Annotated in this window: 18 protein-coding genes, 2 tRNA genes and 3 rRNA genes; 14 read left to right on the top strand and 9 right to left on the bottom strand. The window is 59.3% G+C overall.

Features of this window, described 5'->3' with window-relative positions; translation table 11 throughout:
• Window positions 1–214: 214 nt before the first annotated feature.
• The 5 genes from HHL09_RS15700 to rrf all read left to right on the top strand — a co-directional run bounded on the left by HHL09_RS15700 (window position 215) and on the right by rrf (window position 5,474).
• Window positions 215–1,732, top strand: a 16S ribosomal RNA gene (locus HHL09_RS15700).
• A 189-nt stretch (window positions 1,733–1,921) separates the two neighbouring features.
• A tRNA-Ala gene (locus HHL09_RS15705) sits at window positions 1,922–1,997 on the top strand.
• 29 nt (window positions 1,998–2,026) lie between these two features.
• A tRNA-Ile gene (locus HHL09_RS15710) sits at window positions 2,027–2,103 on the top strand.
• A gap of 247 nt (window positions 2,104–2,350) precedes the next feature.
• A 23S ribosomal RNA gene (locus tag HHL09_RS15715) occupies window positions 2,351–5,187 on the top strand.
• A 171-nt stretch (window positions 5,188–5,358) separates the two neighbouring features.
• Window positions 5,359–5,474, top strand: a 5S ribosomal RNA gene (gene rrf / locus HHL09_RS15720).
• Together the 16S, 23S and 5S rRNA genes with 2 tRNA genes alongside form the textbook arrangement of a ribosomal RNA operon.
• Before the next feature lie 357 nt (window positions 5,475–5,831).
• Here rrf and HHL09_RS15725 read toward each other — a convergent pair.
• Together HHL09_RS15725 and HHL09_RS15730 are read right to left on the bottom strand one after the other, a co-directional pair.
• Window positions 5,832–6,803, bottom strand: coding sequence for a hypothetical protein (locus HHL09_RS15725; protein WP_169455573.1), 972 nt, complete (start codon window positions 6,801–6,803; stop codon window positions 5,832–5,834).
• Window positions 6,804–6,837: 34 nt separating this feature from the next.
• Window positions 6,838–9,294: a DNA translocase FtsK gene (locus HHL09_RS15730; RefSeq protein ID WP_169455574.1), complete on the bottom strand. Its 2,457-nt coding sequence runs from the start codon at window positions 9,292–9,294 to the stop codon at window positions 6,838–6,840.
• A 169-nt stretch (window positions 9,295–9,463) separates the two neighbouring features.
• Between HHL09_RS15730 and HHL09_RS15735 the strand changes: the two genes are divergently transcribed.
• Window positions 9,464–10,393: a type I phosphomannose isomerase catalytic subunit gene (locus HHL09_RS15735; protein ID WP_205760856.1), complete on the top strand. Its 930-nt coding sequence runs from the start codon at window positions 9,464–9,466 to the stop codon at window positions 10,391–10,393.
• Between the two features lie 9 nt (window positions 10,394–10,402).
• Here HHL09_RS15735 and HHL09_RS15740 read toward each other — a convergent pair whose 3' ends face one another.
• From HHL09_RS15740 to HHL09_RS15755, 4 genes are read right to left on the bottom strand one after another with little or no spacing between them, the layout of a single operon-like run.
• On the bottom strand, window positions 10,403–10,804 hold the full coding sequence (locus HHL09_RS15740; protein WP_169455575.1) for a hypothetical protein: 402 nt from the start codon (window positions 10,802–10,804) through the stop codon (window positions 10,403–10,405).
• Window positions 10,801–11,673, bottom strand: coding sequence for a bifunctional methylenetetrahydrofolate dehydrogenase/methenyltetrahydrofolate cyclohydrolase FolD (gene folD / locus HHL09_RS15745; protein WP_169455576.1), 873 nt, complete (start codon window positions 11,671–11,673; stop codon window positions 10,801–10,803). The genes HHL09_RS15740 and folD overlap by 4 nt, the downstream gene beginning before the upstream one ends.
• On the bottom strand, window positions 11,670–12,356 hold the full coding sequence (locus tag HHL09_RS15750; protein WP_169455577.1) for a lysophospholipid acyltransferase family protein: 687 nt from the start codon (window positions 12,354–12,356) through the stop codon (window positions 11,670–11,672). The genes folD and HHL09_RS15750 overlap by 4 nt, the downstream gene beginning before the upstream one ends.
• Window positions 12,356–13,849, bottom strand: a complete 1,494-nt coding sequence (locus HHL09_RS15755) for an FGGY family carbohydrate kinase (RefSeq protein WP_169455578.1) — start codon at window positions 13,847–13,849, stop codon at window positions 12,356–12,358. The genes HHL09_RS15750 and HHL09_RS15755 overlap by 1 nt, the downstream gene beginning before the upstream one ends.
• 177 nt (window positions 13,850–14,026) lie before the next feature.
• Between HHL09_RS15755 and HHL09_RS15760 the strand changes: the two genes are divergently transcribed.
• The 7 genes from HHL09_RS15760 (at window position 14,027) to HHL09_RS15790 (ending at window position 20,609) form a co-directional block, all read left to right on the top strand.
• Window positions 14,027–14,488 (top strand): iron-sulfur cluster assembly scaffold protein, encoded by a 462-nt coding sequence (locus HHL09_RS15760; protein ID WP_169455579.1) that lies wholly within the window; start codon window positions 14,027–14,029, stop codon window positions 14,486–14,488.
• A 143-nt stretch (window positions 14,489–14,631) separates the two neighbouring features.
• Window positions 14,632–15,045 (top strand): GNAT family N-acetyltransferase, encoded by a 414-nt coding sequence (locus HHL09_RS15765; RefSeq protein WP_169455580.1) that lies wholly within the window; start codon window positions 14,632–14,634, stop codon window positions 15,043–15,045.
• A gap of 137 nt (window positions 15,046–15,182) precedes the next feature.
• Window positions 15,183–15,794, top strand: a complete 612-nt coding sequence (locus tag HHL09_RS15770) for a hypothetical protein (RefSeq protein WP_169455581.1) — start codon at window positions 15,183–15,185, stop codon at window positions 15,792–15,794.
• Between the two features lie 9 nt (window positions 15,795–15,803).
• Window positions 15,804–15,947 (top strand): hypothetical protein, encoded by a 144-nt coding sequence (locus HHL09_RS15775; RefSeq protein WP_169455582.1) that lies wholly within the window; start codon window positions 15,804–15,806, stop codon window positions 15,945–15,947.
• A 253-nt stretch (window positions 15,948–16,200) separates the two neighbouring features.
• Window positions 16,201–17,973, top strand: coding sequence for an ATP-binding cassette domain-containing protein (locus tag HHL09_RS15780; protein WP_169455583.1), 1,773 nt, complete (start codon window positions 16,201–16,203; stop codon window positions 17,971–17,973).
• 176 nt (window positions 17,974–18,149) lie between these two features.
• On the top strand, window positions 18,150–18,557 hold the full coding sequence (locus HHL09_RS15785; RefSeq protein WP_169455584.1) for a hypothetical protein: 408 nt from the start codon (window positions 18,150–18,152) through the stop codon (window positions 18,555–18,557).
• A 9-nt stretch (window positions 18,558–18,566) separates the two neighbouring features.
• Window positions 18,567–20,609, top strand: coding sequence for a hypothetical protein (locus tag HHL09_RS15790; RefSeq protein WP_169455585.1), 2,043 nt, complete (start codon window positions 18,567–18,569; stop codon window positions 20,607–20,609).
• Window positions 20,610–20,701: 92 nt separating this feature from the next.
• Here the strand turns inward: HHL09_RS15790 and HHL09_RS15795 are convergent, their stop codons facing one another.
• The 3 genes from HHL09_RS15795 to HHL09_RS15805 form a co-directional block, all read right to left on the bottom strand.
• A complete protein-coding gene (locus HHL09_RS15795; protein ID WP_169455586.1) occupies window positions 20,702–21,463 on the bottom strand; it encodes a hypothetical protein in 762 nt (253 codons plus the stop codon).
• Window positions 21,463–21,831, bottom strand: coding sequence for a HesB/IscA family protein (locus tag HHL09_RS15800; RefSeq protein WP_169455587.1), 369 nt, complete (start codon window positions 21,829–21,831; stop codon window positions 21,463–21,465). Before HHL09_RS15800 ends, HHL09_RS15795 begins: the two co-directional genes overlap by 1 nt.
• A gap of 444 nt (window positions 21,832–22,275) precedes the next feature.
• Window positions 22,276–22,980: a zinc ribbon domain-containing protein gene (locus tag HHL09_RS15805; RefSeq protein ID WP_169455588.1), complete on the bottom strand. Its 705-nt coding sequence runs from the start codon at window positions 22,978–22,980 to the stop codon at window positions 22,276–22,278.
• Between the two features lie 102 nt (window positions 22,981–23,082).
• Between HHL09_RS15805 and HHL09_RS15810 the strand changes: the two genes are divergently transcribed.
• A complete protein-coding gene (locus tag HHL09_RS15810) occupies window positions 23,083–24,702 on the top strand; it encodes a hypothetical protein (protein ID WP_169455589.1) in 1,620 nt (539 codons plus the stop codon).
• Window position 24,703: the final 1 nt, after the last annotated feature.

The raw sequence follows: 24,703 nt of genomic DNA on the forward strand, positions 1-24,703 counted from the left end.
TCTTTCACAAGCATGGCCCGGTCTTGAAGGGTGCAAGTTGTTCACGGCGAAGGTTGTAAACAGATGGCATGCCAAAAATGACCGGGTGAAGAGGAAAAGGCTAAATTGTGTGCTGCGTGCATGAGAGTGCGCGCGGTGTTTTGAGGGAAGCCGCAAGGCGGAACTTGAAACGGTCAATTTGACGATGGTCCGCAAGGACTCATCGCATACGTTTTTTACGGAGAGTTTGATTCTGGCTCAGAACGAACGCTGGCGGCGTGTTTAAGACATGCAAGTCGAACGGGATGAAGTTGTAGCAATACCGCTTCATTCAGTGGCGCACGGGTGCGTAACACGTGAGTTACATGCCCTGCAGTGGGGAATAGCCCGCCGAAAGGCGGATTAATACCCCATGGTCCCGCAAGGGTAAAGGTGGCGAAAGCTGCCGCTGCAGGATTGGCTCGCGGCCTATCAGCTAGTTGGCGGGGTAACGGCCCACCAAGGCTACGACGGGTACCTGGTCTGAGAGGATGATCAGGCACACTGGAACTGAGACACGGTCCAGACACCTACGGGTGGCAGCAGTCGAGAATAATTCACAATGGGGGAAACCCTGATGGTGCAACGCCGCGTGGAGGATGAAGGTCTTCGGATTGTAAACTCCTGTCATCCGGGAGTAAGACCTGACGGTGAATAGCCGGCAGGGTTGATAGTACCGGAAGAGGAAGGGACGGCTAACTTCGTGCCAGCAGCCGCGGTAATACGAAGGTCCCAAGCGTTGTTCGGAATCACTGGGCGTAAAGGGAGCGTAGGCTGCGCGGTAAGTCAGATGTGAAATCCCGGGGCTCAACCCCGGAACTGCATCCGATACTGCCGTGCTTGAGGGTTGGAGAGGTAGCTGGAATTCTCGGTGTAGCAGTGAAATGCGTGGATATCGAGAGGAACACTCGTGGCGAAGGCGAGCTACTGGACAACATCTGACGCTGAGGCTCGAAGGCTAGGGGAGCAAAAGGGATTAGATACCCCTGTAGTCCTAGCAGTAAACGGTGTGCGCTTGGTGTGAGGGGATTCGACCCCCCTTGTGCCGGAGCTAACGCGTTAAGCGCACCGCCTGGGAAGTACGGCCGCAAGGCTAAAACTCAAAGAAATTGACGGGGACCCGCACAAGCGGTGGAGTATGTGGCTTAATTCGATGCAACGCGAAGAACCTTACCAAGGCTTGACATGCATCTCTAAGCGCGTGAAAGCGCGTGACCCTTCGGGGAATTTGCACAGGTGCTGCATGGCCGTCGTCAGCTCGTGTCGTGAGATGTTGGGTTAAGTCCCGCAACGAGCGCAACCCCTGTGATTAGTTGCCAGCACGTTATGGTGGGGACTCTAGTCAGACTGCCCAGATCAACTGGGAGGAAGGTGGGGACGACGTCAGGTCAGTATGGCCCTTACGCCTTGGGCTGCACACGTACTACAATGCCCAGCACAATGAGAACCGAGACCGCGAGGTGGAGGAAATCTATAAAACTGGGCCCAGTTCGGATTGGAGGCTGCAACTCGCCTCCATGAAGCCGGAATCGCTAGTAATGCTGCATCAGCTACGGCAGCGTGAATACGTTCCCGGGTCTTGTACACACCGCCCGTCACATCATGGAAGCCGGTAGCACCCGAAGTATCGCACGATCCTAAGGTGAAGCTGGTAACTGGGATGAAGTCGTAACAAGGTAGCCGTAGGGGAACCTGCGGCTGGATCACCTCCTTTCTATGGAGCAGTCACAAACCTTCTCAAGGTCCCTGTGACAGGTCGAGACCCTGCCTCATCTGTAAAAAGATGAAGGGGTTGTGGATCAGATGAAGAATCCCACACCAAAATATTAATTCCCGCGCGGATTTGAAGCCCGCAGCACACGATTTAGCTTTCGTCCTCTTCTTCTTCAAAAGTTCCCCGTGAGGGGGTATAGCTCAGTTGGTAGAGCGCCAGCTTTGCAAGCTGGATGTCCGGGGTTCGAATCCCCGTGCCTCCACCAACTTCCAAAAGCTGCGCCTCTTGAATAAAGGGCCTGTAGCTCAGTTGGTTAGAGCACCGCCTTGATAAGGCGGGGGTCATAGGTTCGAGTCCTATCAGGCCCACCATTCGCGAGTGAACTTGGAAAAGAACATGAATAACAACTTGTGAGAGCATTGCCGCTCTTTGACATCCGCATGGAGAAATAAAGTTTTTTAAGACTGCAAAAAATCAATTGTTCACATGAGCCATTATTTGCGCGGTCCTTGGATATACAAATGATTTGCCGGATTGACTCAGTCCGGCGCGGCGCAAACCGCAGCTGCTTTACGGCAAAGCTGAAGGTGCGTCGCAAGAACGCTGATTTCGATATGGAATCAAGCTTCAAAGGGCACAGAGTGAATGCCTTGGTGCTAACAGGCGATGAAGGACGTGATAAGCTGCGATAAGCTTCGGGGAGCTGCAAACGAGCTATGATCCGGAGATTTCCGAATGGGGTAACCTGGTGGTGTTAATACGCCATCGTCTTTTCCTGAACAAAGATAGGGAAAAGCACGCGAGACCCGCTGAAGTGAAACATCTCAGTAAGCGGAGGAAAAGAAAGAGAATCGATTCCGTAAGTAGTGGCGAGCGAAAGCGGAAGAGCCCAAACCGGAGGCTTGCCTCCGGGGTTGTAGGACCCCGACGTGGGACCGTTGACGATAGGTGAAGGACCTGGAAAGTTCCGACATAGAGGGTGATATCCCCGTAACCGAAATCCGACGCGGCCCTAGGGTGTTCCTGAGTAGCACAGCACACGTGGAACGTTGTGTGAATCTGCGCCGACCACGGCGTAAGGCTAAATACTAGTTAGCGACCGATAGTGAACCAGTACCGTGAGGGAAAGGTGAAAAGAACCGCTGCGAGCGGAGTGAAATAGAACCTGAAACCCTGTGCCTACAAGGTGTAAGAGCCCCTTCGGGGGTGATTGCGTGCCTTTTGCTTAATGAGTCTGCGAGTCAGTATGTGTGGCAAGCCTAAGATCTTCCGGATCGGAGGCGCAGCGAAAGCGAGTCCGAATAGGGCGTCCATAGTTGCACGTGCTGGACCCGAAGCGGAGGTGATCTACCCTTGAGCAGGTTGAAGCGTCGGTAATACGACGTGAAGGACCGAACCGGTGAATGTTGAAAAATTCTCGGATGACTTGAGGGTAGGAGTGAAAGGCTATTCAAACCCCGTGATAGCTGGTTCTCCTCGAAATGCATTGAGGTGCAGCGTCGCGTGCTGATTACCGGGGGTAGAGCACTGAAAGGGCTAGGGGGCATACCCGTCTACCAAACCCTATCAAACTCCGAATACCGGTGAGTGGAGCGCGGCAGTGAGACGGTGGGGGATAAGCTTCATCGTCAAAAGGGAAACAACCCTGATCAGCAGCTAAGGTGCCTAAACCATGCTAAGTGGAAAGGATGTGGGATTTCACAGACAGTGAGGATGTTGGCTTAGAAGCAGCCACCATTTAAAAAGTGCGTAATAGCTTACTCATCGAGAGATCCTGCGCCGAAAATGATCGGCGATAAGCATGGTACCGAAGCTCTGGGTGTCTACTGTATCAGTAGGCGCGGTAGAGGAGCATTCCCAACACGCTGAAGGTGGATGGCGACTGAAACTGGAGAGTTGGGAAGAGAGGATGCAGACATGAGTAACGATAAGACCGGTGAAATCCCGGTCCGCCGTAAACCCCAGGTTTCCCGGGCTACGTTTTTCGTCCCGGGGTTAGTCGGGACCTAAGCCGAGGCGGATACGCGTAGGCGATGGACAGCAGGTTAATATTCCTGCACTTGCGAAACTTAAGTAGGGAGGACGCATGATGGAAAGCCACTAGGTGATTGAATTCCGAGGTGAGGCTACGGCCGATCCGCATGGCTGGAAGTTGTGCCAAGAAAAGCCCCTATGCATGCTAAGCAACCCGTACCGTAAACCGACACAGGTGGGTGGGTAGAGTATACCAAGGCGCAAGAGTGAACCCTGGTTAAGGAACTCGGCAAATTAGCCCCGTAACTTCGGAAGAAGGGGTGCCCGCAGCAATGCGGGCCGCAGTGAAATGGCCCAACCGACTGTTTAGCAAAAACACAGCACTCTGCCAAGACGCTAAGTCCAAGTATAGGGTGTGACACGTGACCAATGCGGAAAGATTAAGGTAAGAGGTTAGTCGCAAGGCGAAGCTTTGAGCCCAAGTCCCCGTGAATGTCGGCCGTAACTATAACGGTCCTAAGGTAGCGAAATTCCTTGTCGGGTAAGTTCCGACCTGCACGAATCGTGTAACGAGTTGGGCACTGTCTCAACCAGGTGCTCAGTGAAATTGTAATGGCGGTGAAGATGCCGCCTACCCGCAGAAGGACGGAAAGACCCTATAGACCTTAACTGTAAGCTGTCATTGGTTTTTCGATTCTCATGCTCAGCATAAGTGGGAGACGTTGAAGTGGTCCTTTAGGGGATCGCGGAGTCAACAGTGAGATACCACCCTTGGGTGTTGGAAGATCTAACCCCGACCCGTGAAACCGGGCGGGAAACAGTGTCAGCCGGTCAGTTTTACTGGGGCGGTATCCTCCCAAAGAGTAACGGAGGAGCGCGAAGGTGGGCTCAGCATGGTCTGCAACCATGTGTCGAGTGCATAGGCATAAGCCCGCCTAACTGTGAGGCCTACAAGCCGAGCAGAGACGAAAGTCGGCCTAAGTGATCCGGCGGTAGAATGTGGAATTGCCGTCGCTCAACGGATAAAAGGTACCTTAGGGATAACAGGCTGATTTCGCCCAAGAGTTCATATCGACGGCGAAGTTTGGCACCTCGATGTCGGCTCGTCGCATCCTGGGGCTGGAGAAGGTCCCAAGGGTCCGGCTGTTCGCCGGTTAAAGCGGCACGCGAGCTGGGTTCAGAACGTCGCGAGACAGTTCGGTCCTCTATCCTCTGTGGGCGCAGGAAAACTGAGGGGTTCAATTCCTAGTACGAGAGGACCGGAATTGACGAACCTCTGGTGCACCGGTTGTTCTGTCAAGAGCATGGCCGGGTAGCTAAGTTCGGACGAGATAAGCGCTGAAAGCATCTAAGCGCCAAGCTCCTCCCAAGATGAGTTTTCCCTGAAGGATCGTGGAAGACTACCACGTTGATAGGCCGGAAGTGGAAGTGTAGCAATATATGCAGCTTACCGGTACTAATCATCCGTCTGGCTTGATTCCGTTCGGAATCGCTTGTTCAACCAAGTGATCGCGACCGGCTCAAAGTGGACGAATTGAGGTCATTGAAAAACTTGAAACTCTCCGTGCGGATGTCAGGGAGCGGCATGCGACTGGCAGCTCAGACAACCAGAGTCCCGGCCCTGATCGATGAGATCGACAACAGGGCCGCCCTCTGGTGGCCAGAGCGCGGTGGAACCACCCGGTCCCATTCCGAACCCGGAAGTGAAACGCTGCAGCGCCGATGGTATTGGGACGATAGGTCCTGTGAGAGTAGGTCGTCGCCAGGTATTTGCCCGGCATCTTCAGAAATGAAGGTGCCGGGCTCTTTTTTTGCCCGCGAGGAGCCAGCAGGGGATGCGATGCGGTGGCGAATTGCTGGATCGACCGGATATCCCTTCGAGATCGATTGTCACCCGGAACCTTGATTGGATCGAGGGTGTCGGCTTCGCCCCAAGTCCGGGTTACGGAGGCTGAGACCCCTCCGGGATCGGGGCAGCGGGAATGCCTTCTTGGTGCCCGCGCATTGAATATGCGTGGGGCCTCTCGAGTGGCTTGGGGGCATCTGTCAGAGATGCCCGCGAGTTCCGTAGACCTACCCGCAGAGGTGGCTGCCAGGAACCGTGTTGTGAGGAGAGTCTAGCTCGCTACGCGGATAGTAATCTATCCACCTGCTTAGTCACTCGGGGCATGGGATCGCGCTTTGCGTATTCCCGAAGCACGTGGATGAAGTGCTCTCGGCTGGGAGCGAGAAGGAGTTCTGGCGCAATTTCCTGAAGCAGGGGACTTGCCGGATTGGCAATCACTTGAAGGGCGTCGAGGGCGACGAGTGAAAGCGGTCGGCCGGAGCTAAGCCAGGACTCGACGCGGGGCCAATCCAGCTTCGAAGCCGCGGCGATCTGTCCCCAGTGATCTGAATGCGGTGAAAAGTAGTTTTCTTCGATCCAATCCAAGATCTTTGGATTTTGAAAATGGATCAGAACTGAAATTGATTTCGCCCGCTCCGCGTCCGGCATTGCAGCCAAGGATTTGGTGGTGCGTTCAAATGCATCCGTGAAGGGCATGCAGGCTGCGCTTGCCGCGACGAGACTATGAAGTCCCAAGCCTTCAACTTGCCACGATTCCCGCACGAAATCCCCCGCGTTCCCTTTGACGCAGAAGGTCATCACGTCCAGGCAGGTCTCACGTACGGCCCGGCTCACAGGAGCTTGGGTGTGACGTCTCACCTCCTCCAGAATCTTGTCCGGAGGATGCGTGCGCCACGCTTTCTGGAGCTTGGCATCGAAGTCCCAGCGAGTCACCGAATATTCCAGAAGCCGCCTGGGATCTCCGGCGACATCTTTCAAGTGCGGTACCGGCAGATCCGAGGCGTCCTCGACCTCGGTCATCGGTTGGAGAGCTTCTCCATCCTCCTCATAAAAATCGTCGTGGATGAGGTAGCCAGTCCAGCCGTGACGCTTTGCCAAGTTGTACCACTCCAGTGGCCGCAGGCTCCGCGCGATCAAACGATCTTTGCACGACCCGCAAAGCAGGTAGGGCAGATCCGTTCCGGCGTCGTGGTATTCCAGCTGAGCGAGCGCGCTTTCACAGCTCTCACAAAACGTTGGTGCAGCAGGCATCGTCTGGATAATTGGAGATGAATCGCCCCACGTATTACTTCAGATAGACCTCGCGCGGCTTTGCTCCGTCGCCAGGTCCCACCACACCGCGAGCTTCGAGAATATCCACCATGCGGGCGGCCCGGGTGTAGCCCAGACGCAGGCGCCGCTGCAGGAGGGAAGTGCTGCACTTCTGTTCCTGTCGCGCCACCTCGATGCACTTCATGATCAGCTCCTCGTCGGCAGGCGAGATGTCATCTTCATCCTCGCCGTCATCCCCGCCGCTATCGATGGAACGCTGGATGTCCGTTTCGAAGTTCGGTTCCGCCTGAGCCGCGCAGTGGTCGACAAGGCGTTCCACTTCTTCATCCGAAACGAAAGCACCTTGCGAGCGCTCCAGCTTTGCGGAACCCGGAGGCAGGTAAAGCATATCGCCCTTACCCACGAGCTTCTCGGCCCCCTTGGTGTCGAGGATCACGCGCGAATCAAGCTGCGAGGAGACCTGGAAGGCGATGCGGCAGGGGATGTTTGCCTTGATGATGCCGGTCACCACGTCGGCACGCGGCGTCTGCGTGGCGATGATCAAATGGATACCCGCGGCACGAGCCTTCTGCGCGATACGTGCGATGCACATTTCCACGTCCGCCGGCGCGGTCTGCATCAGGTCGGCGAGCTCGTCGATGAGCACCACGATGTAAGGATAACGATCCGGGATCTTCTCTTCCTCGATCGGCAGCTCGTCTTCTTCCGCCTCCGGGCCCAGCTCGCCGGACTCCAGCGCGGCAGCGATCGATTCGATGGATTCCATGTCCACTTCCTCGTCGGCATTCCATGGCGGAGTGTCGTCCTTTGCTTCCTCGGCCGCAGCTTCGGTTTTCTCCGGGCGCACCCGGTGATTGAAGGCATCGAAGTTCCGCACGCCGGTTTTCGCGAAGACCCGGTAGCGTTTCTCCATCTCGTTTACCACCCACTTCAGCGCGGCGACCACCTTCTTCGGATCGGTCACCACCGGCACGACAAGGTGGGGCAGCTTGTTGTACATCTGCATTTCCACCACCTTCGGGTCGACCATGATGAAGCGCAGCTCATCAGGCCCGAACTTGAAGAGCATCGAGGCAATGATCGAATTGATGCAGACCGATTTGCCCGAGCCAGTGGCGCCGGCCACCAGCAGGTGAGGCATTGCGGCGAGGTCGCCGATAACGGTCTTGCCGTACACATCTTTGCCCAGCGCGAGCGGGATCTTCTTCTTCGCCGAGCGGAATTCCGGATCCTGTAGCAGCTCGCGCAGCGGCACCGATACCTTCTGCGAGTTTGCGAGCTCGATGCCCACGGTGTCCTTGCCCGGAATCGGTGCGAGGATGTTGATCCGCTCCGCACAGGTCGCGCGGGCAATGTCTGCTTCCAGCTGGGAAATGCGGGACACGCGCAAACCGGTGGATGGATAGATCTCGTAGCGGGTGATCGTCGGACCGCGCGTGATGTCACCCGGCGTTACCTCGATACCGAAGGCGCGAAGCGTGTCGATGATGGTCCGTTGGGTGGCCAGCAGTTCATCACGATTGGCTTCCGGTGCCTCGGTCTCCTCGACTTCATCCAGCAGGTCAAAGCCTGGCAGCTCATAGTCCTCGAAGCCCGCCACGGAAAGGGAGAGGTGGCTCGGTGTCTTGCGCTCGAAAGGCTTGTCTCCTGGCTTCGGCGCTTCGATCCGGCGCTGGGAAGCATCGATGATCTGAGGTGCCGGCGTTTCGCGCAGTGGCAACTCCTGCTGGGCTTCCGGCTGGGTAGCGATCGGCTCGGGAGCTGGCTTCCCTGCTTCTCGCTCCTTGCGGCGGCGCTCGCGCTCCTTCTCGCGCTCATTGTTGCGGAGCTCATCCTTGCTCGCTTGCAAGGCTGCCTCCGCACGGCGTTCCCGCTGGCGGGCGATCTGATCCAAGATCAACTGATTCACCCCCTTCACGAATTTCACCGGCGGTTGCCCCGTTAGCAGGATTAAGGAAACGAGATACGCGGCTCCCAGGAAAAGCATCGAACCGATGCGGCTGAGCAGGGGCAGGAAGAGATAATTTCCGAGAAGATGTCCGATCACCCCGCCCGCATGCCGGGAAATGTCGATGCGTTCGCCCCCATGCCATGCGTGCATGAAAGCGGCACCGCTGAGGGTCAGGATGATGAAGCCGATCATCGTCCGTGGCCACAGGCGGCCATCGAAGACCAGCTTCACCACGCCAAACCAGATGAGCGCGACCGGGACGATGTAGCCCGCCGCTCCAAACAGCGCTACTTGGACAAAGCCCAGCGCCACCCCGAGACCCCCGATCAGGTTGTGATTCTTTCCGCGGAAGATCTCCATCCAGTTCGCCCAGTCGGACGGCAGATCATCGGTCGAGTAGGAGACCACGGAAAGGAAGGCGAGGAGGCCGGCACAAATCAGGATGATGCCGATGACCTCATTGGACCATCGGGGTGCCTCGGACACTTCGCCGCGCTTTCGGTTATCGCTCTTTGCCATGTGGATTTCTCCCCCGGCCAGCATCCCCTCCAAGGGGCTTCCGGGCAAGATCGATTTCGGAAGCTGTAAAATACGGAAAGCCTTACTAATTCATGGTTTTCCCGATCTTGTCGAGGTTGCCATATCTCGTGCTTTGCGATGCGGAAATCCTCGCGCATGTTCCGCCTCCGTGGAACCCATCGTTTTTCAGCCCCTCTACATGCAGCGCGTCTGGGGAGGACGCGAACTCGAACAGCAGTATGGCCGGACCCTGCCCGATTCAGCTCCTTACGGGGAGTCGTGGGAAATCGTGGACCGGGAGAAGGAGCAATCGGTCGTCAAAGGAGGCCATTACGATGGGGCGACTCTTCACGAACTGTGGACGGAGCATCGCGTCGAGGTTTTCGGTGAAGGCCTTCCGAACAGCGAGCGCTTTCCCTTGCTGATCAAGGTCCTCGATGCCCGTGATGACCTCTCGATCCAAGTTCATCCCCCCGCGCACCTGGCTGCGCAACTTGCCGGGGAGCCGAAAACCGAGATGTGGTACATCGCGGACGCGGATCCGGGCGCGAAGCTCTACGTGGGTCTCAAGGAAGGCGTCAGCCGCGAGGATTTCGAGAAAGCCATCAGCAAGGGCACCTTGGAAAAAAGCGTCCATCCGATTGAGCCGGACATCGGCGAGTCGATCTTCATCCCCTCCGGCCGCCTCCACGCGATCGGTGCCGGCTTTCTCATCCATGAGATCCAGCAAAACAGCGACACCACCTACCGGGTCTTCGACTGGAACCGCATGGGCCTCGACGGAAAGCCGCGCGAACTCCATGTGGAGGAATCCCTCGCCAGCATCGACTTCGATGACTTCGAGCCGGGCATGGACAAGCCGACAGGTCCGGTCATCGCGGAATGCGAGTACTTCCGGGTAGAAAAACTGGAGCTCTCCGAAGGCAACGCAACCAGCAACTGGAATGCCGAGCACTTCTCGATTTTCTCGGTCGCGGAAGGTGCCGTGCAGTGCGGTGGCCAGCGTTTCGGAAAAGGCGATTTCTTCCTGCTGCCAAAGGGCGATGGCACCGTCGTCGCCCAAAAGCACTCGGTCCTGTTGCGCACCACCCTTCCGTGAGGCGGCGGTTCAGTGCTGGGTCAGATACCAACCGATGGACTTGCCCCGTTTGTCGTAAAAGACGCGATGATGATAAACCACTGGAGCCATGAGGCTGGTCATTCCTCCGAAGGTGAAGCGATCCACCTTCTCCACACGGTGATTTCCGGCCTCCTCCTCAAGGCTTTGCCATGAGGGGGAGTGCCACCCTTGCGCTGGCCGCTCTGCGGTTTCCCTGCCAAAGGCGGAGGTGCCATTGGCTTTGATCCCTGCAGTGATCTCGTCCGAGCTCTGCCCATCGCGGTAGAGCTTCTGTAGTTCTGGATACTTCGCGCGCTGCTCGGCCTTTGATGCGGCATATTTCGCCGGAGTCATCGGAGAACAGGCGGAGACGGCGAGGGCGATCGCCAAAGCGGGAAGCCGGGTTTTCATCCGAGCTGCCGTGCTGCTTGTAGCGTGTTCTTGATCAGCAGCGCGATAGTCATCGGACCCACGCCGCCAGGAACCGGCGTGATCGCCGAGCACTTGGGCGCGACTTCGTCGTAAGCGACATCGCCCACGAGACGATAGCCCTTCTTCGTGGATGGATCGTCGATGCGGTTGATACCGACGTCGATCACCACAGCACCTTCCTTCATCCAATCCGCCTTCACCATTTCGGGGCGGCCGACGGCGGCCACGATGATATCGGCGCGGCGGCAGATGGCGGGCAGGTCCTTACTGCGGGAGTGGGCGACGGTGACGGTGGCATCGGAGCCCTTTGCCATCAGCAGTAGCGCCATGGGCTTGCCAACGATCATGCTGCGGCCGATCACCACGGCTTCCGCGCCCGCGGTCTTCACCCCGGCGGCGGCGAGCAAACGCATGCAGCCGGCGGGGGTGCAGGGGACAAAACCGGTCGGATCTTCCAGCGCCAGCTTTGCGACGTTCTCGGGATGGAAGCCATCCACGTCTTTGCGCGGATCGATCGCACGGACCACGGCTTCTTCATCGATGTGCTTTGGCGGCGGGCTCTGCACCAAAATGCCATGGATTGCCGGATCCGCATTCAGGCGCTGGACCACCGCGATCAGTTCCTCCTGGGTTGTCTCAGCGGGCAGCACGATTTTCTCCGAGTGAAGGCCCAGGTCCGCGCAGGTGCGGACCTTTGAGCCGACATAGACATGAGATGCCGGATCATCGCCGACGAGCACCACGGCGAGACCGGGCACAGTGCCCTTTGCCTTCAGTTCGGCCACCTCGGCGCGGCATTCTTCGAGCACGGAGGCGGCGACCGCCTTGCCATCAATTACGGAAGTCATCGTAGATCGTGGGAAATGGTTTCTCCGGTGCCGCGCAGCATCAGTTCCTCGATGCGGCGGCGCCACGTTTCGAAGTCATCTTCGGAAAGCCCCCGCGGGACGGCAAGCGCCTCGTCGAAAATGACGCGCACCTTGCTACAGGGCTTCGGAATCGCAAAACGGTCCCAGGTTTTCAACTCCCAGCACGCAGGATACTCCACGTGGATCGGGATGATCGGTGCACCACTGGCCTCCGCCAGCTTCACCAGCCCGGGCTGGATCACGTGGCGCGGACCCCGCGGCCCGTCCGGGGTGATACACACGTCGGTGCCCTCGCGCAGGGTCTTCAGCATGCTGACCAGAGCCGCGACTCCACGTCGTGAGGAGGACCCTCGCACCGACCCGATGCCGAAAACCCCGACCGCTCTTGCGAGCGCTGCCCCGTCATGGCTGGCGCTGGTGAGGACCACCGCCTTGCGGTGCTTGCCACAGGCCTTTTTCCACGCGGCGGGGACGGTGAAAATGCGGTTGTGCCAGAGGCAGTAGATCACCGGCCCGGAAATCCCCCCGGGCCGGGTAAGCCCGCACCGGTCCACGATCTCGAAGCGCAGAGTGGCGCAATAGGCCTGCATGATGCGCCCCGCCAGCTTGCCCAAGAAAGTGGACTTTCCGCTCTCGCGGATCTCGCTGCTCTTCCGGGCCATTACAGGAAACCTCCCGTGTGGAGGGTCTCGACCAAATATTGCTGCCGGGCCAGTAGCTCCTCGTAAAACTCATGCCGCACCGGATCGGGATCTCGGCGGGTGGAATCGTCCACCGTGACGATGTAGCCCGCGATTTCGTCGAAGCCGAGTGATTCGCCGTTGAGCCGGAAATACACCACCGCTGCCTGCATGGCTGCGCCCAGCAGCGGGCCACCCGTGCCGGCCACCGCGACTACCGGCACCCCGAAGACATCGGCGAGCAGTTGCTGGAAAGCCGGACCAGCATCCCGCGCCACGCGGACGCCTGCAGGCTCGAAGCCAAGATCCCGCAGGCGGCTGAAGCCATAGCCGAAGCCAAGTGCAAGGCCCTCTGCGGAGGCACGGGCCAGATTGCCCGGCGTGAAATTGTCGAGAGTGATCCCGTGCAGGACCCCGGTGGCATCCGGCAGGCGAGGGGTCGTTTCTCCCCGCAGATAGGGGAGGAAGAGCAAGCCGTTGGCCCCGGCGCTGGTGTTTGCGAGCGCCTGCTCGAATTGTGCTCCAGACCAACCATAGTGCCGCCGGACCAATTCGAGAGCCGCCACCGCATTCGACATGCCGAGGCGGGTCAGCCAGCGCCCGGAAGCATCGCATAGCGTGGCTGCCTCCCCTCGGAAATCGACAACGGGGCGATCCGAAATCGCGGCCAGCGAGCCGTCGGCCGAAAGATCCGCCACCACCGAGCCATCGCCCGCAGCTCCTACCGCCAAAGCGGCGAGGGCAGCGGCTCCCGAACCGGGTGCCACGATCACGCTTTCCGGCAGACCCCATGCCTGACAGAGCGCCGGCCGGAGTTGACCGCGCGGCTGCAGCGGGGAAATCCCCGGCGGCATCATGTCATAAAGCCTACCATCGACGAATTCCAGAAGCTCCGCACTCCAGCGGCGCTGTGGCACGTCGAAAAGCCCCGTGGTCGCGGCAGAACCAGCCTCGATGCCGGATTCTCCAGTCAGCCAGTAGCCGATGAAATCTTGCGGCGTCATCAAACGCGCCGCGCGTTGAAAATGATAAGGTTCGTGCTGCTTCAGCCACAGTGCCTGTGCTGCCAGCGAGCCCGGTTCGACCGGGTTGCCCGCCAGTTCGATCAGGCCCGGGGCTCCGCCGAAGGCACGGGCGAATTCGTCCGCCTGACGCTGGGCCGAGCGATCGATACCCAGTTTCGCGGGACGGACGATGCGGTTTCCTTCGTCGAGGACCACCATGCCGCCGCTGGGAGCGGTCACTCCGATGCCGGAAACCCCGCCACGTCCATCGCCTAGAGCTTCCAAGCACTGGCGCATCGCCAAGTCCGCGGCACCGATCCACGAGGCGGGATCCTGCTCCCGATACCCGTCGGGCAGCCCTTCGACCCACGCATGGGCGGCCACTGACTCGGCCGCGACGGTGGCGGCTTCGAGATCCAGCGCCACCACGCGGGTTGCAGCGTGGCCGATTTCGATTCCCAGAAAATACATGCAGGGGAGCGGCCAGGCTTTATCCGCTAAGCCCCGCCGTGGTGCCCTAGACTTTTCCGGCTAACGGCTTCTTGGCAAGAACGGGAAATCAGGAATGACGAATTCCGGACGTCCCCCGCCCGGCTAACGGGAAATGCTTGCTCTTGAATCCGCGCTTTCCTGCCGCATCGTCGGCGCGTGAGCGATTTCGAACAGAAAGTCCGCGAGGCCTTGGCCTCCCCCCAGAATCAAGGAGAGATCGCCGATGCCGACGCCGTCGGAACGGTGGGTTCGCCGGACTGCGGGGACATGCTGCGGATGTGGCTGAAGTTCACCGAAAAGGACGGCAAGCGGGTGATCGACCGCGCCTCCTTCCAATCCTTCGGCTGCCAGACCGCGATCGCCGTCGCCTCCATGGCCACCGAGCTGCTCAAGGGAAAGACCGCCGAGGAAGCGCGCGAGCTCTCCGCAAATGAACTCACCGGCGACCTTGGCCCTCTCCCGCCCATGAAAATCCACTGCGGCCAGTTGGTCGAAGGTGCTCTGAAGAATGCGCTTGATCAAACCCCGGCCGCTACCTCGGCGACCCCGGTGGGAACCACTCTTTCCGAGACCATGAAGCAGCCCGCCGGAAAGATCCGCATCGTGCCGGTGGATTGACGTGTGTTGAAGCAGGAACTCATTCGCACGCTGAGGGAGATTGCCGCGAAGTGCGGTTCGGCTTCCGTGCTTCATAAGAAAAGTTCCTGCTGCACCCGGATCGAAGGGGGTGGAGATCGCTTCTGGATCCAGCTCCATGAGTTGTGAGAATCCGGCGCGCGCATCCGAAGGATCTCAGGGCAATCAAGGAGATCGACCCTATGGCCAAACGCCGCGGGCACCTTCTCAAGCAGGCACTTCAGGAGAGAGGCCTATTCGTGTTGGTGGAAAAGGAGCGGCTGCTGGCATTTGCCATTCTCAGGCGTGGCTTTTTCGAACGTTTTTTCCTCGAGCTGCTGTTGGTCCATCCCGATCACCGGCGTGAAGGCTGGGGTACTCGATTGATCGAAAGGATGGAGAAACTCGCCGAAGCGAAAGGCGAACTCTGGACCTCCACCAACCAATCCAACCGGACCATGAAGCGTCTGCTTCACGCTCGAGGCTATCGTCAGGCTGGAAAAATAATCGGTCTCGATGAAGGAGATCCGGAGCTCTTCTTCGTCAAGGCGCTTCGCTAGTCCGCTTGTTCAAGAAGTTGGTCTCCTCGGGCCCGTCGTTTTCCGGGCATGACAGGGGAGGGCTCTTCATCTAGCCAATCGCCATGGGCATCATCCAGGATATCTTCACTTATCCCTTCCGGGGTTCGGGAAAGTACATGCTGCTGATCGGCGCGATCCTTTCCGCTCTTTCGGAGTGGGTTCAATTTGCGCCCATGTTCGGAGTCATCGCTTCGCTGATTCTTGGTGCCTATCTTATCGCAACCTACTTCGAGATCATTGAAACCACCGCGACAGGAAGCAACGAAGCCCCGATGTTTCCGAACGTGTCGAACGTCTGGGAAGATCTTGTCTGGCCGATGCTCAAATCGGTCATCGTGTTCTTCGCCTCCTTCGCGCCTGTTCTGATTTACACCTACGGCGTGGATGAGGCCCACCAGCAGAAGGGCCTGGTGTTTGCGTTGCTCGGATTTGGCGCCATCTACTTTCCCATGGCGATGATGGCGGTGGTGGTGCTTGGCTATCTGGGGGCCATTAGCCCTCACATCGTCTTTCCGGCTATTATCCGTGCCGGAGGCCTTTACTGGCTGGCGGTGTTTTTGTTCGCGCTTCTCTTCATGTTCGAGATGTTCCTCGGCGGATTGGTGGCCGGAATTCCGATTGCAGGCACCCTGATCATGGCGGCGGTCGGCATCATCGTGATGATGCTGAACGGCCGGATCCTCGGAATCATTTACCGGGAGAGACGCGAAGAGATGGGCTGGATCTGAACGCTGCGAATGAGCAACGATTTCGAGCAACTCTGGCGTACTGTTCTTGGTGGTCGTCGGCACGGGAAATACTTCGTTCACGGGCCGGATCACTGGCGGCGCGTGGAGCGGCACGGCCTTCTCGAAGCCGCAAATTTGGAGGGCTATCGTTGAGAGCCCCGGTCGTCCTCTGGATGGATGCCCAAAGAGAGATCCGAGTGCCGACAAGGCCAGAAAGGAGAGCCCCTTTCTAGGAGGTTAGCGGCTACGTGGCCTTTTCAGAGCGACCACTGCCGGTGAATAGGCGACTTTTCACTTCCTGACCAAACGGGTGCACCGGCCGCCGGGATGGATCGTTTCTTTCTGGCCCTCGCAGGATCAGGTCGCTTTCCTCCGTAGGCATCAGAATTCACCCTGCCTGCGCACCGTGCTCGAACTCCAGGACGTAAGTTTCACCATTCAGAAGGACGGCGAGTCCGTGAACCTCGTCGATCAGGTCAATATCAAGGTCCCGCGCGGGCACTTCATGGCGATCGTCGGGCCATCGGGCTGCGGTAAGACCACCCTGCTGAAGGTCATCGCCGGCCTGAATCCCGAGTCCGCGGGCGGCCTCTTCTGGGAAGGCCGGAACCTCTCGATCGAAGGGGATCTCGATGCCTCGGATATCGGCTACGTACCCCAGTTCTCCATCGCCTATGATCCCCTCACGGTGGACGAGTCCGTCGAAGCGGCGACCCGTCTCCGCGTGAAGGTCCGCAATATGGAAGATCTGGATCAACGGATCGACCGGGTGCTGGAAGAGACCGGCCTCGCTGCCATCGCGGATCGTCAGGTCAAGGTGCTGTCCGGTGGCCAAAAGCGCCGCCTCGGCCTCGCGATGGAACTCGTGTCCGATCCCAAGCTTCTTCTTTGCGACGAAGTGACCAGCGGTCTCGACCCGCGCTCGGAACGCGAGATTGTCCGCCTGCTCCACGATCTTTCGCGGAAGGAAGGCCGCATCGTGCTCTCCGTCACTCACTCGCTGGCCCATCTCGAGCTCTACGACTCCATCCTGGTCCTCCATGAAGGTCGCGTGGCCTTCCATGGTCCGCCCGATCAAGTCACCCACTACTTCTCCGTACATGATACGGAGGAGATCTACCCGAAGCTCGCCACCCAGACTTCCGAGCGCTGGCAGAGCTCATGGATGAAGCACCGGGAACCCTACTACACCAAGCTGGAGCGGAACCGCCAGCGCCTGGTGGACGCGGGTAGCCTGGAAATGCCGCGTCAGGAGGAAGCCCCCGATCCCTCGGCGACCACCCCGCTCGGGACCAAGCCGCAGCCCGAGAAAGTTCGCACGCCGGGCTTCTTTACCCAATTCACCACCCTGCTTTCCCGCCGCTGGAGGATCTTCTTCCGGGACCGTGGGCAGGTCTTCCTGCAGCTCGCGATCCTGATCTGCTTTCCCCTGCTCGTGACGCTTTTCTCGGAAGATGCGAAAGGCCAGATCGCGAATCTTTCCGATACCCGCCAGACGGATATCAAGGAAATGATCAGCGAGGAGGCCATGGTGAAAAAGGGGCAGGTCCAGGTGGGCTCCGCCGTCTCCGGCATCATCATGTTCCAAGTCATCTTGCTCTGCCTGATGGCCTCGAACAATTCCGCCCGCGAGATCGCCGCCGAGCGCCCGATCTTCGAGAAAGAGAAGTTCGGCGGCCTACGGCCCACGGCCTACTTGGCCAGCAAGGTGACCTTCCTCGCCTGTCTTGTGCTCGCCCAGTCGCTCTGGATGGCGGTCTTCGTGAATATGTTCGCGCCCTTCCGCGGCGGGACCGGAGGCTTTGAGAGCCACATCATCTTCCTCCTGCTGGTAAATGGCGGGATGACGGCGATCTGCCTCGGGATCTCCTCCCTGATGCGCACGGCCGAGCAGGCTTCCTTGCTTTCGATTTATCTGGTCGGCTTCCAATTGCCCCTTTCCGGTGCCGTTCTTGCTCTTCCCGGTGCCGTCGAGAGCTTCACCCGGCCTTTCATCTCCGCTTACTGGGCTTGGTCCGGTAGCGTGAAGGCGCTCGAACCGAAAGTGCAGGATGCCGTTCAGACGGTGATCAGCACCTCCCTCTCCGAGAAACAGGTCTGCATGTACATCCTCGCCTTCCACATCGGGGCTGGCCTCATCGCCGCTTGGATTGGAACCCGCCGCCACCAGTGGGATTGAGCGGGAAATGCCTATCTGCAGGAGTTTTTCTTTCCTGTTTGAATCATCTGCCGGGAAAACGCGTCTTCCCTTTGGCTCCCGGCCTTAGAAAAGGCGTGAATCCCCCTGAAATTCGTGGAAACTTGCACTCGCAGGTCACGTTAAAGCCCTGCTCCGCCCTAACTCTCGAAATACCCATGGCTCGTCGCGCCAGTTCAGGAATCAGCCCCGGTCTTCTCATCGGAATCGCCGTCTTCGTTGCCGCTGCCTTCTTCGGAGGGAAAGCTCTCTTGGGAAAAAAGGCGGACACCTTCTCCGATGCTTCCAAGCTCAGCATGGAGGACATGCTTGAGAACGGGAATTCACTGCGCGGGAACGAGTATGTCATCGAAGGCGTGGTGGACGAGAAGCTCCGCTGGATTCCGGATCGCGGCCAAGTGGTCAGCTTGAAGGTGAAGGGCTCCGGAGGTGCCGATGAATACGTCGGTGTCGAAATCCCGCCGGAGTTCTCGAAGGTGAACGTCGAGCGCGAGCAGCGCTACTCCATCAAGGTCAAATTCCGCCAGGGAGGCATTCCCGTGGCCACCGGTATCAACCGTCTCTGAGTCACTGCCATGAGATCCTACGTCTCTCTCGCCGCCCTTCTGGCCACTGCCACGCTTTGTCCGGCCCAAGTACTTCACCCGGATGTGAAGGACCGTGTGACCAATCCGCAGGTCCCCGGCAATGGCGGACTTAACGCGGACAATACGAGCAATTCTTCCCAGCAGTCCCAACAGGCGAAGCCGAACTCATCGCCCTTCGGAAGTGAGCTCCCCTTCTTTGATCCTTCAGGGGAGACAATCTCTTGGAACGGGCATACGTGGGCTGCCACCGACAATCGTTTGCTCGCCGCCCGCTTCGAACGCTACCTGAACGAGCCGGAAGAGAATACCGGTGCCGCCAAGGAATATCGGGACACCATCGCGGAGATCCTTGAGAAGATCTCGCCGCATCATCCCGGCGGGCCGGACTTCGCTGCGGGCGTGAAGCTCCTGCCGAAGGCCTCGTCCTTCCCGGCGGATGCCAAGCTTTGCGATTCGCTTTCTCAAGCCATCTACACTGCGGTTCTCGCCAAGAAAGACGTTGCTGCCACCCGCGCCTTGAATGTCGCGATGGAGGAGGAGAAGCAACGTGTGATCCGCAATGCCGACATCGAGGCCCAAGGCACTCGCACCGGCCAGCGCCGTTCCTTCGGCGGGGGCGGGAACAACAATAATAACAATGGTAACAACCAGCAAGCGGGCGGCGGCGGACAGGCGCAAGCCAACGGCAATGGAGTTCAGGTCAATGGTGGTGCGACAGCCGAGGCAGGTACTGGTACCGGCTCCCTGGCCTATCGCGATAGCGAGCGGCGCATCGCCGAGATCGATGGCATGCGGAAGGAAAACCTCGCGAAGGGGGAGATCCAGACCTTCCAAGCCAAGGTCCAGTATCAAGCGTTGATGATGCAGTTCTTTGTGCAGCGGCGCTTCGAGCACGTGGTGATGGCGTCCCGCTTCTACAACCAGATTTTCCGGGATGGGGATAGCCAGCTGCACATCGACAAGAAGTCGGACATGTCGAAGCTCTTCAGCGAGAGCCTTGGCACCAGCCCTACCGTTTCTGCGTTGGACTCCCTCGCCAGCGAGGCGATCCGGGACGTCGACCAAGGCGTGGAAGCCTTCAAGTTCCTCGTCGAGAAGAAGGAATTCCAGAGCGCTGCGAAGCGCCTGAGCGAGGCTTATGTGGCAGGGGAGTTCATGCCTTCCATCCGCACGCTATCGCGTGACGACAAGCGCAAGGTCCTCGAGTTCGTTCGTGAATCCTACAAGCTCATCGCTGCTCTGGATGCGAAGGACTATACCACCGCCAAGGAGCTCACGACAAAGTTGAAGGCAGCCGCGGGTGATTTCGACTCGACCAAGCCGGAAGCTGCAATCGCGACGTACACGCGGGTCAGCGACATGCACATCATGACCGCGAAGAATCACGCGGCGGCAGGTGAAGTGGATAAGGCGAAGGAGGAAATCCAGAAGGCCATGGAAGTCTGGCCGCAGAACCCGAAGCTCGCCGAGTTCGATCGCCTCGTCGAAGCAAGCGGCACGATGGTGGTGGCGAAGAATGATTTCGACCGGCTCATCAACGAGAACAATTACCGGGAGATCTTCCGCCGCCAGTATGAGATCGCTCCTGCCATCGCCGGAGATGCCAGCCGCGAAACTGCTTTCAAGCAGATCGTCACCAACTTGACTCGCATCGAAGCCGCCATCGGCAAGGCAAACGAGTTCAGCAAGATCGGCAACTCGTATGCTGCTTGGGAGCAGCTCGATCAGATCCGGACCGAGTTTCCGGATGATCCGAACCTCGGCCGGGAGATCGAAAAGCTCGCGGGAAAAGTGGGGCGCTTCACCGAGGCTCTGGACAAAGCCCGCGGCTTTGAAGAGCGGAAAGACCGGCAGGTGGGCTCCGCCCTCTCTTGGTATCTGAAGGCGCGCTCGATCTATCCGCAGAGCGAGATGGCAGACGCCGGCATCCAGCGGATGCTTGATCAGATCCTTCCTGACGAATCTTCCACCCCAAAGTCGAAGAAGGCGAAAGGTGAAGACGAGGCCGAAGCGGAGGACGGCGAACAATAGCCTTCGCCTGCGGGAGATCTCCCCTCTGCGCCTCGGGTGCTGCTAGGGTGGACCGTCGCGGTCCGCTTCTACGCCTCCGGTGTCTTCTCGCCTCACTGCCCTTCCGGACTCGCTTGGAAGACCGGCAAGGGGCCTCCCGGATTCAGCTCGACAGGAGCCGCGGTAGTGAACTTCTGCGTCTTGCCGACCTTGAAATCGCCGAAGGCGATCGGAGCCACGGTCAGGCAGATCACAGGAGTATCTTCGCCTTCCAATTTCGCGACATGCACCACGGCGGCGCAGTTGGGGAATTTCGAAACCTGAAGCAGATCGTTCGGAGCGATGAGGCTCGCGGCCGCAGGATCATCGGTCGGGAAGAGGTATTCGATCACCACGGGCCAAGGCGCGGGCGCTGTGAATTCATCCGGAGCGATCATCGCTTGGGCGCGCACCGCGAAGCCAGGATGGAAAATGTCGTCGGGGCCGAGCGGGCGTACCTGTTCGACCCGGTAATTCCCTTCGGTGTATTGGATGAGGTTTTGCTCCCGGAAATTGGAGAGGTAGTTCCGCATCAGCGCCGCATTGAAGAGGGCGAGATCCTCTGCCGAGAGACCGGCGTAGCGGCGGTAAAAGGCCCGCGGGTCCGCGGAGTCGCCGGGCGGGGCCTCAAGCTGCTTCAGCGGTAGGGGAGGGGTGACGCGCCCGAGTTTCTTGAGGATCGCGAAGTTCCGGGGAATCTCCGGATGCTGAAAGAGATGCAGGCAGACCAGCCAGCTCAGCACGGCCAGGCACAGTGCGAGCACATTCGCCAGCGTCCACCAGTAGAAGGCGGCAGGGCGCTTTTTTTTCGGCGGCGGCTGCTTGTCGCGGGGCATTAGTTCTTGCCGCAGTCTTCGACCGGCTCGGGAGTGGGTTCGCTGGCAGTTTCGAAAGAGGTGCCACAGCCGCAGGAACGGGCCGCATTGGGATTCTCAATCCGGAATCCCGAGTCGTTCAGGTCGTCGCAGTAGTCGATCTGGCAGCCGGAGAGTTTCGAGGTGCTATCGCCTGCCACGAAAACGCGTGCCCCGGACGATTCCACCACGGCATCGCCCTCCTCGGCGGCGGCGATTTCCATAACGTACTGCCAGCCGGCGCAGCCGCCTTTTTTCACGGCGAGCCGCAGCCCTTGGTCAGGCGTTGCTCCCTTGCGCTCCAGCAGTTGCCGCAATTCAGCGGCCGCCTTGTCGGTGATTGAGATCATCCCGCCGCACTGATACGGCCACCACGGCGGGGTGCGAGAGAAAAAACCCGGTCAAGCGAGCCGCGTGGCTCGAATGAAGCGGAGACGAGGCATTCCACCGCTCGGAAACACCCGTTAGCGACGGGCAGATGGGCTCCCCTTGGCAGTAGAAGATCCCCGTCGGAATGTGGGAAGCTCCGCGGCAAGATGCGCCAGACCTGCAAAATCGATATTCCCCGAGCGGAGCGGGCCGGAGGGACAAAGGTGCCTCGGCAGCGGGAGATTGGTGTCGGAGGCGAAAATGCTGAGGCGGGCCGGGAGCGCTCCCGCAGATGTCATCCCCGGGCCATCCGTCGGAACCAGCCTGTTAATTTCCCTGTTTTAACAGGCATAACAGGCGGGAAAGCGGAGGGCTTTCTGCATTCTTTGGAGCGGGGTAGATGGCACACCAGCCGGACACGGTCCTCACTCTTCCGCGTAGAGAAGGCGGCCGCAGCTCTCGCACTGCACGCCTTCGGTGCCGGAATTCACCTTCACCAGTGTGGATGCCACCAGCTTGATGTGACAGCCGCTGCATTTGCCGCCGGAGACGGGGACCACCGCGAGGCTGTTCTTGGTCTTCAGGAGTCGTTCGTAGAGAGGCATCAGGGATTCCGGAGCCTCCTTCGCCAGACGCTCCCGTTCCACTTTCACCTCTGCCGCTTCGGCGCTTACACGCGTCCGGCGGTCAGCCAGTTTCGTCAAATCTTCATCTACCAGCCCCTTCGTCTTTGCCAGCGCCTGTTCGGCGGTGGTGAGGGTGCCGCGCAGGGCATCAGCCCGCTCCATCAGTTCCAGCTCCTTGGTTTCGAGGCCGTCCACGTCCTTTTCGTAGCGGATGATCTCGTTCCCAAGTGCCTGATACTCGTCGTTTTTCCGGGTCTCGAACTGCTGGGTCTTCAGTCGCGCGATCGTGGTTTTGCGGGTTCCCACATCGAGCTCCACCTTCTTGATCTCCACCTCGTTGGCTTGGAGTTCTTCCTTGGCCTTGCGGACCGCGGCTTCGTCTCCGGCGAGGCGCTCCTTGGCGCGGGCTTCATCCTTCGGAACCCGGTCCAGATCCTCGGCCAGGGTGCGCAGGCGGCGGTCACGATCCTGAAGCACCAGCAAGGCTTGGATATTTGGAGACATGCCTGTTGTTAGCCGCGTGATTCCGGCGCTGCAAGCCCCGTCGCCGGGTCCAGCATCGCGGGTTGCCAAGCCGTCATCTTCCGCCAATCATTTGGACAATTCATGGATGACCGACATAACGACCCCGAGACACTCCCGATCCGTTGCCCTGGGTGTGGCCAGCGTTTCAAGGTGGGACTGGAGTTGAAGGATCGCATGGTGGAATGCGGGACCTGCGAGCACCGCTTCCGCGTAAACGATGAGGTGGTCGTCCGGCAGAAGAAATTCTATCCGGGTGAACGACGCGATATCTCCCTCGACCGCTTTTCGCGTATCCCGAAGGGCACGCCATTGCCGTCGAATTTCCAGACGATCCAGTACGCCTCCGAACCGGCGCTGCCTGACATCCAGCCGGTGTCCCCGCTGCGTCTTGTGCTTGGGTTTGTCGCGGGTGCCGGTGTGATCCTGGTCGCCTTGCTTCTCGCCTTTGGTGGCTCGCCGGGAGGCATGCTGGATGGTGCATCGCAACCGAAGCGTCTGGCCTTGGCCGGCTTCACCGCGCTCATCGCGGCGATCTTCTTCATTGCGGCGAATCCTCGCAGGCGTGGCCGTGCGGTTTTTGGTTCGCTGGTGTCCGCCGCTTTGCTGGTTTCCTTCCCTTTCTTTTTCACGGAGGGAAATGCCCCCGTGGCCCCGTCGGCCCACGGGCTTTCCTACGATGAGTCCGTGAAGCATGAGGCGGAAGATGAGGCTCCGCCGCTCTCCAGTGATCTCGACGAACTCAAGAAGGAGATCAACACCACCCCCTTGGAGAAAGCGATCGCGGCTCTCGCCGCCAACCCCGAAAACAAAGGCCGCACCGCGGTCGGAATCTGGCTGCGGGACGTCAGGGAGTTCCAGAAGCTCCAGATTTCTTCCTACATCGAACGCACCACCGGAGCCATCCAGGGCCAGTCCTACATGTATGTCCGGGACGGCGGCTACCTGATGGTCGTCTCCGGAGTCACGGACGATCTCGCCGAGTTGTCGAAGATCTGCGAGCGCTTTGGTGAGGTGCGCCGCGTGATCGACCCTCTCCAAGTGATCGAAGTCGTGGTGCAGGAAGACAAGTTCACTCCCGGCGATTTGAAGAAGCTCACGAATCGCGACGATCCCGCTTTCTACGAGCTCAACAGGCGGGAACTGGAGAGCATCGACCTGAGCCGCGCCAAGGATGCCGTGACCCGTCTCGCGGAAGCAGAGCCCAAGCTTTATCGCAAGGACATCAATCGACGGATGCTCCAGTTGCTGAAGGAAAGCGATAAGGATGAGCAATCCGTCCAGATGCAGTCCCAGATTGGCCGTGCCCTGGTGGCATGGAGCGAGGAGGGCGATGGCTCCGAGGCCTTGGTTCGCGAAGTGATTTCCCGCTATCCGGCGGCATCGGTCGATTTGCCGGAAAGCCTGGTGAAATTTCTGATGGTCAAAAAGGACGCGGCAGCGATTCCAATGGTGGACGCGCTGTGGGCTTCGGACTTCACCCGCTGGGAGGAAATCTATCTCGGCTTCGGCCCGGGCATTGAAGACTCCGTGCTTGCGCGGTTCCCCGAGGCTTCAGCTCCGATGAAGCGGTCCGCCACCCGTCTACTGTCGAAGAACGGGAGCGCGAAGAGCATCCCGGTCTTGGAGGCAGCGCTTCCGGATGCCGACTCCGAACTGAAAGTCCTGATCGAGCGGGCACTCGCTGCCATCCGTTCGCGTTAGT

The sequence above is a fragment of the Luteolibacter luteus genome, assembly GCF_012913485.1.
Classification (GTDB): Bacteria; Verrucomicrobiota; Verrucomicrobiia; order Verrucomicrobiales; family Akkermansiaceae; genus Haloferula; species Haloferula lutea.

What these genes read in the sequence shown, in the direction of transcription:
- HHL09_RS15725 (WP_169455573.1), bottom strand. Translation starts at nt 6,803, where the DNA reads ATGCCTGCTGCACCAACGTTTTGTGAGAGCTGTGAAAGCGCGCTCGCT.
- HHL09_RS15730 (WP_169455574.1), bottom strand. Translation starts at nt 9,294, where the DNA reads ATGGCAAAGAGCGATAACCGAAAGCGCGGCGAAGTGTCCGAGGCACCC.
- HHL09_RS15740 (WP_169455575.1), bottom strand. Translation starts at nt 10,804, where the DNA reads ATGAAAACCCGGCTTCCCGCTTTGGCGATCGCCCTCGCCGTCTCCGCC.
- folD (WP_169455576.1), bottom strand. Translation starts at nt 11,673, where the DNA reads ATGACTTCCGTAATTGATGGCAAGGCGGTCGCCGCCTCCGTGCTCGAA.
- HHL09_RS15750 (WP_169455577.1), bottom strand. Translation starts at nt 12,356, where the DNA reads ATGGCCCGGAAGAGCAGCGAGATCCGCGAGAGCGGAAAGTCCACTTTC.
- HHL09_RS15755 (WP_169455578.1), bottom strand. Translation starts at nt 13,849, where the DNA reads ATGTATTTTCTGGGAATCGAAATCGGCCACGCTGCAACCCGCGTGGTG.
- HHL09_RS15770 (WP_169455581.1), top strand. Translation starts at nt 15,183, where the DNA reads ATGCTGCTGATCGGCGCGATCCTTTCCGCTCTTTCGGAGTGGGTTCAA.
- HHL09_RS15775 (WP_169455582.1), top strand. Translation starts at nt 15,804, where the DNA reads ATGAGCAACGATTTCGAGCAACTCTGGCGTACTGTTCTTGGTGGTCGT.
- HHL09_RS15785 (WP_169455584.1), top strand. Translation starts at nt 18,150, where the DNA reads ATGGCTCGTCGCGCCAGTTCAGGAATCAGCCCCGGTCTTCTCATCGGA.
- HHL09_RS15790 (WP_169455585.1), top strand. Translation starts at nt 18,567, where the DNA reads ATGAGATCCTACGTCTCTCTCGCCGCCCTTCTGGCCACTGCCACGCTT.
- HHL09_RS15795 (WP_169455586.1), bottom strand. Translation starts at nt 21,463, where the DNA reads ATGCCCCGCGACAAGCAGCCGCCGCCGAAAAAAAAGCGCCCTGCCGCC.
- HHL09_RS15800 (WP_169455587.1), bottom strand. Translation starts at nt 21,831, where the DNA reads ATGATCTCAATCACCGACAAGGCGGCCGCTGAATTGCGGCAACTGCTG.
- HHL09_RS15805 (WP_169455588.1), bottom strand. Translation starts at nt 22,980, where the DNA reads ATGTCTCCAAATATCCAAGCCTTGCTGGTGCTTCAGGATCGTGACCGC.
- HHL09_RS15810 (WP_169455589.1), top strand. Translation starts at nt 23,083, where the DNA reads ATGGATGACCGACATAACGACCCCGAGACACTCCCGATCCGTTGCCCT.